This is a genomic window from uncultured Pluralibacter sp. (assembly GCF_913775985.1).
GTDB lineage: Bacteria > Pseudomonadota > Gammaproteobacteria > Enterobacterales > Enterobacteriaceae > Pluralibacter.
Genome location: NZ_CAJYMB010000111.1, coordinates 1 through 4,564, shown reverse-complemented (window position 1 = coordinate 4,564; position 4,564 = coordinate 1). Strand labels below are relative to the sequence as shown.

4 protein-coding genes are annotated in these 4,564 nt (G+C 59.2%); all 4 read right to left on the bottom strand.

Annotated elements, in window-relative coordinates; all coding sequences use genetic code 11:
• A partial coding sequence (locus tag QZ766_RS13460) for an exoribonuclease II (protein ID WP_297202785.1) occupies positions 1 to 1,385 on the bottom strand: 1,385 nt, incomplete at its 3' end.
• An 81-nt stretch (positions 1,386 to 1,466) separates the two neighbouring features.
• On the bottom strand, positions 1,467 to 2,603 hold the full coding sequence (locus tag QZ766_RS13455; protein WP_297202783.1) for a CMD domain-containing protein: 1,137 nt from the start codon (positions 2,601 to 2,603) through the stop codon (positions 1,467 to 1,469).
• Between the two features lie 249 nt (positions 2,604 to 2,852).
• Positions 2,853 to 3,641 carry an enoyl-ACP reductase FabI gene (fabI, locus tag QZ766_RS13450; RefSeq protein ID WP_297202781.1) on the bottom strand — a complete coding sequence of 263 codons (789 nt, stop codon included), beginning with the start codon at positions 3,639 to 3,641 and terminating at the stop codon, positions 2,853 to 2,855.
• Positions 3,642 to 3,762: 121 nt separating this feature from the next.
• Positions 3,763 to 4,564: putrescine export ABC transporter ATP-binding protein SapF (gene sapF / locus QZ766_RS13445; protein WP_297202779.1), on the bottom strand; the 802-nt coding region annotated here is incomplete at its 5' end.

Below are 4,564 nucleotides of genomic sequence, written 5' to 3'. Positions count from 1 at the left end.
CCCGAAGGCAGAGCATCAAGCTCGCGGCGCAGGGTGCAGAAACCGCCCAGGGTCAGTACTTCCTGCGCGTCAACATGAATATCGTGGCTCTTGAGCAGCTCTGCCAGCTGTTCGGTTTTTGCCGGGTCAAAGCCGGTGTGCACGTTGTAAATCCCGAAGCCGAGCTTATCGCGCAGCACGCGGGCGGCGCAGATGTTAGCGGCGATCATCGACTCTTCAACGATGCGGTTCGCAATGCGTCGCGGTTCGGCAACAATATCGAGCACTTCGCCTTTTTCACCCAGCACGAAGCGGTAGTCCGGACGGTCTTTAAAGACCAGCGCGTGCTGATGGCGCCATTCGCCGCGCAGGGTGCAGATGCGCTCCAGCAGCTTAATTTGTGCGGCAATCGCGTCGCTCGGCGGCTGCCAGCCGTCGTTGCCTTCAAGCCAGTCGGACACGTTGTCGTAGGCCAGCTTGGCTTTTGACTCGATGGTGGCAGCGAAGAACGCAATATCATCTTCAATTGCGCCGTCGGCGCCGATCACCATGCGGCAGGCCAGTACCGGACGCTGCTGGTTAGGACGCAGAGAGCACAGGTCGTCGGAGAGCTCGCGGGGCAGCATCGGAATGTTGAAGCCCGGCAGATAGTTGGTAAACGCGCGCACGCTGGCGGCGCGATCCATTTTGCTGCCGGCGGCAATCCACGCCGTAGGATCGGCAATGGCGACGGTGAGATGTAATTTGCCGTCGGCAACTTCCTCGACATACAGCGCATCGTCCATATCTTCAGTGCTGGCGCTGTCGATGGTGACAAAGTCCAGCGCGGTGAGATCGCGACGCTCGAGGCCTTCATCAAGCATCTCGGTGGCTACGCCGTCCGGCGCTTCTTTTTCAAGGTTGTGGCGCGCCAGCGTGACCCACCACGGCACAAAATGATCTTCGCCGTAGGTGATAAACTGCGTCAGTTCGGCGTAGAAGCCGCGGTCGCCTTTTAGCGGATGACGGCGCATTTCTGCAACGGCCCAGTCACCCTCTTTAAAATCGTGTTCAACGCCGCGGGCGGCGCGGCAGGGGATGGCATCTTTCAGCAGCGGATGATCCGGCACAATAGACAGGCGATCGTCTTTGCGCTGCACCCGGCCAACGAAGCGCGTCAGGAAAGGCTCAACCAGCTCTTCTGGTTCGGCACTTTCCTTGCCTTTTTCGCTGTGCACCACGGCGACAATGCGGTCGCCGTGCATCACTTTCTTCATCTGCGGCGGCGGAATGAAATAGCTTTTCTGGGCATCGACTTCGAGAAAACCAAAGCCTTTTTCGGTGCCTTTGACGACCCCTTCAGCGCGGGGAGTCTGAGAATGAAGTTGCTGTTTTAGCTGTGCAAGCAGCGGATTGTCCTGAAGCATAATAATCTGTTTTCGTGGCTAGAAGAGCGGCTGACAGTTTTACGCGATATTACCCCCGGCAGCAAGCGCTCTTTACCCCTTTTACGCGAGCGGTTCCGTATCCCCAAGCCCAATTTTTAGCCGGTTCAGCCAGCCGCTCAGGCCGCACCACGCCAGGCGCGTGAATATCTGCGCGGGAGCGTATCCTGATGCCGCGAGCGGCGCGACCTGCGCGGCGCTAAAGCGGTCCGGTGCGCGGGTAAGCTGCTGGCTGGCCAGAATAATCGCGCTGTCCTGTGGATGGCGGCTAAGCCAGTGGCGCAGGGCGGTATCGCTGCGGCGGATCGCCTCCACTAGCTCGCTGTCGCCCGAACATCCGGCGGCCAGCGCGTTAAAACAGCTGACGCTACCGTTGATCCGTGCGGTCACCAGTCCGCTCACGCGTGCCGGGCGATCGTCCGGAAACAGATCTGGCAGTGCCGAAAAGGCATTACGCAAAGACTCGTCCCAGACCAGCAGCGCCGCCAGCGGCTTGAGTAAGCCATGCGCGCGCGTATTCGCGGTGCCCTGCATGCTATCGGCAGCAATGTCCGCATCCGCCATCCAGCGGCAGGACAGGCAGGTAAAGCGCAGCGCGTCAGCGTCATCCTGCACCGGCATTCCCGGGATCCAGCGCACCGGTACGCCCAGCAGCGCGTGCCCTGCGGCAATCACCCTGGCCTGCCAGGTAATAAACCCCACAATTTGCGTGATAAGGACGATATCCGCAGCGGTCAAACCGACGTCGCGAAGATGCTGGCGGGACTGGAGGGTGATAATGGAAGGGGAGGCGGAAAGCTGGCGGGCATACTGGGTTATCTGCGCCAGCCGGTAATTGCTCTCCCGGGATGAATCCGGTCCGGGAAGCGGGGCCAGGCGCGCGGCGTAATGGTTACAGAGCCGCTGCACGCCGCAGACCTGCGCCACCGTCAGGGCGGTGCTCAGTCGCTCATAGAGGCTGAATGTTTGCTGGCGGTTAGTGGCGACATTTTCCGGCAGCAGCGCGGCGGCTGTCGCGCGGGCAAGGGTAAGCCAGCCGGCGGCTTCGGCAGTTATTTCGGCCGGCAGCGTGAGGTCCAGTAAAAAGCGATCGGTGACAAAAGCGGCTTCGGGAACCAGCGCCAGCACTTCCGTTGTCTGCTGCCGTGACTGAGTTTCGTGATACCACTGGCTTTTGCCGTAAACGCGGCGTTGCTCCATGAGAGTTCCTTCCGGGCGTCGTTTCGTTTACACGCATTGTCATCCAGCAGGATTTCAGAAGTGGCTTTTTGGGCCGCTATCCGGCAACCCTGAATAATATGCAGGTGAATGATTTTGCGTATCAGAGAACGCTATCCTGACCGAAGGGGGAGGCGGAGAAAAATATTGATACGTGATAACAAATAACAGAGTGGAATAATGAAACAGCATGAATGGATCCGCGCCCCGGTTTGCGGGGCGCGACAGAACTTATTTCAGTTCCAGCTCGTTCATGGCAGCGATGCTGAAGCCGCCGTCAACGTGCACGACTTCACCGGAGATGCCGGCAGAGAGATCGGAGCACAGGAACGCGGCGCTGTTGCCCACGTCCTCGGTGGTTACGGTACGGCGAATCGGCGTGACCGCTTCGCAGTGGGCCAGCATTTTGCGGAAGTCTTTGATGCCGGATGCGGCCAGGGTACGAATCGGACCGGCAGAGATGGCGTTTACGCGCACGCCTTCCGGACCCATTGCATTCGCCATGTAGCGCACGTTAGCTTCCAGAGAGGCTTTCGCCAGGCCCATCACGTTGTAGTTCGGGATAGCGCGTTCAGCGCCCAGGTAGGAGAGGGTCAGCAGCGCCGAGCCCGGATTCAGCATGGTGCGGCAGGCTTTTGCCATGGCCACAAAGCTGTACGCGCTGATGTCGTGTGCGATTTTGAAGCCTTCGCGGGTTACGGCGTTGACGTAGTCACCGTCCAGCTGGTCTGCCGGAGCAAAGCCGATGGAGTGTACGAAACCGTCAAATTTCGGCCAGGTTTTGCCCAGTTCGGCAAACATTGCGTCGATGCTCTCATCTTGAGCAACGTCGCATTCCAGAACAATGCTGGAATCCAGCTGAGCAGCAAACTCTTCAACGCGGCCTTTCAGCTTGTCGTTCTGGTAGGTGAACGCCAGCTCAGCGCCTTCACGATGCATGGCCTGCGCGATACCCCAGGCGATGGACAGTTTACTGGCAAGGCCAGTGATCAGAATGCGCTTACCGGAAAGAAAACCCATAGCTTTTAATCCTTATGTCATTGTTGTAACGGCTGTACATTTTATCGCCAGCCGTCGTTAAACGTGGCGATTCTAGCATAGAGTCGCCGGGAGCGTTAATCCGACCACTGCGGGGGAGCACTTAGCGATCCTTGCGCCACGCGTCCGCGGTCAGCGCTTCGCCAAAGTGACCGGCGATTAGCCGCTTGGTTAAATCATGCAGCGGCGAGGCGAGCACGTCGGCGGTACTGCCGCGCTCTACCACTTCGCCCTGGTGCATCACCAGCACCTGGTCGCTGATGTGCTTCATCATGCCCAGATGCTGCGTCACATAGATGTAGGTCAGGTTATGCTTCTCCTGCAGCTCCAGCATCATGTTCACCAGCTGCGAGCGCATTGACATATCCAGCGACGCCAGCGCCTCGTCGCAGACAATCACTTTCGGGCGCAGGATCAGCGCCCGGGCCAGGCCCAGACGCTGCTTTTGTCCGGGAGCAAACATGTGCGGATAGTAGTTCACGTGATCCGGCAGCAGGCCTACGGTGCGCAGCGTTTCAATAATGTGCTTGCGCCGCGCTTCGGCGTCGAGATCGGTATTCAGGCGCAGCGGAAAATCGAGGATTTGCGAGATGCGCTGGCGCGGGTTGAGCGACGTTGACGGATCCTGGAATATCATGCGGATGCGCTGGCTGCGAAAAGCGTAATCGCCGTATTTCAGCGGGTGATCGTCAATCAGCACCTCGCCGGTGGTCGGTTCAATCATTCCTGCCAGCATCTTCGCCAGCGTGGATTTTCCGGAGCCGTTCTCGCCGATAATCGCCAGCGTCTGCTTCTCGCGCAGCGTAAAGCTGAGCGGCTTGACCGCTTCTACGTGCTGGCGGTGAAACAGGCCGGTGCGGTAGCGGAAGGTTTTGCTCAGGTTGCGGACTTCAAGCAGGGTTTCA